Source organism: Pseudoxanthomonas sp. LjRoot204_2 (assembly GCF_056175765.1).
Window position 1 is genome coordinate 1 of sequence record NZ_JBGFFG010000582.1, and the last position, 1,719, is coordinate 1,719.

2 protein-coding genes are annotated in these 1,719 nt (G+C 66.0%); both read right to left on the reverse strand.

What is annotated here, in order from left to right; genetic code table 11:
* Positions 1–613: ATP-binding cassette domain-containing protein (locus tag AC04L7_RS18070; RefSeq protein ID WP_475513618.1), on the reverse strand; the 613-nt coding region annotated here is incomplete at its 3' end.
* A partial coding sequence (locus AC04L7_RS18075; RefSeq protein ID WP_475513619.1) for a lipoprotein-releasing ABC transporter permease subunit occupies positions 606–1,719 on the reverse strand: 1,114 nt, incomplete at its 5' end. The genes AC04L7_RS18070 and AC04L7_RS18075, both read right to left, overlap by 8 nt.

Here is a 1,719-nt window from a genome sequence, read left to right on the forward strand (position 1 = left end):
GTACTAGACTGGTCTTCTGCGCCCGGTTGAGGTCGAGCATCAGGTCGAACACGGTCGCCGCGGTCTTCTCGTCCAGATTGCCCGTGGGCTCATCGCCCAGCACGCAGGCCGGTTGGTTGACCAGGGCGCGCGCCACCGCGGCACGCTGCCGCTCGCCGCCCGACAATTCACCGGGTTTGTGCGCCAGGCGATGCCCCAGGCCGACCGACTCCAGCAAAGCCCTCGCCTTGCCTGACGCCGTTTCCGCGTTCGCGCCACCCAGCATCACCGGCATCATGACGTTTTCGAGCGCGGTGAACTCGGGCAGAAGGTGGTGGAACTGGTAGACGAACCCGAGCGAGCAGTTGCGCAGCTGGCCACGCGCCGCGTCGGACAGCGACGACATCTTCTGTCCGGCGACGTACACCTCGCCCGAGGTCGGCGTGTCCAGACCGCCGAGCAGGTGCAACAGCGTGCTCTTGCCCGCGCCSGACGCGCCCACGATCGCGACGGTCTCGCCGGGCTGCACGTTCAACTCCAGCCCGTCGAACACCGGCGTGCGCAGCTTGCCTTCGGCATAGGTCTTGCCCAGCGCTTCGGCGTGGACGACAGCGGAACGGATGGCGTCATTCATAGCGCAGCGCCTCCGCGGGCTGGGTGCGGGCGGCCCGCCATGCCGGGTAGAGCGTGGCGAGGAAGCTCATCGTCAAGGCCACGGCGGCGATCAGCACGACTTCGCTGCCGCTGAGTTCGTAGGGCAAGCCGGTGATGTAGTACACGTCCGGCGGCAGCAACGTCACCTTGAACACGGCTTCGATGGCGGCGAGGATGTACTCCAGGTTGATGGTCAGCAGGATGCCGCCGACCACGCCAAGGACCGTGCCCATCACGCCGATCAGCAGGCCCTGCACCATGAACACCTGCATCACGCCGCGCGGCGTCAGGCCCAGCGTGCGCAGGATGGCGATATCGGCCTGCTTGTCGGTCACCAGCATGACCTGGGAGTTCACCAGCGAGAACGCGCCCATCAGGATGATGAAGGACAACAGGATGCCCATCACCGTCTTCTCCATTTTCAGCGAGTGGTAGAGGTTGGCGTTCTCGCTGGTCCAGTCGCTGATCCGGTAAGGTCCCTGCAGACGCAGCGCGAGGTCGCGTGCCACCTCCCAGGACTGGTACATGTCGTGCAGTTTGAGACGCACGCCGGTGACGCCCTCGCCCATCCGCAACACACGCTGCAGGTCGCCCATGTGCACGAGCGCGAGGTTGCGGTCGACGTCGTTGTGACCGACCGAGAAAATGCCGCTGACGGTGAAGCGCTTGATCTTGGGCATCGCGCCCATCGGCGTGCCTTGGAAGTCGCCCGCGGTAACGACGACGCTGTCGCCTACGCCGACGCGGAGCCAGGCCGCCAGCTCCTGACCCAGCAGGATGTGGAATTCACCCGGCTTCAGCGAGTCCAGCGTGCCCGACTTCATCTTGTCGCCGATCACGGAAACCTTCGGTTCCTCGCCAGGCAGGATGCCGGTGACCAGCGCACCCTGAGGATCGGCATTGCCGGTCAGCATCGCCTGCACGTTGATGAAAGGAGCCGCGCCCGACACGCGCGGATCGCCCATCGCGATCTTCGTGGCATGCGGCCAGTCGTGCATGGCCTCGCCCGCGCCCATTACCGTCGCGTGCGCCGTGGCCTGGAGCAAGCGGTCGCGGATTTCGCGCTGGAAACCGCTCATCACCGAC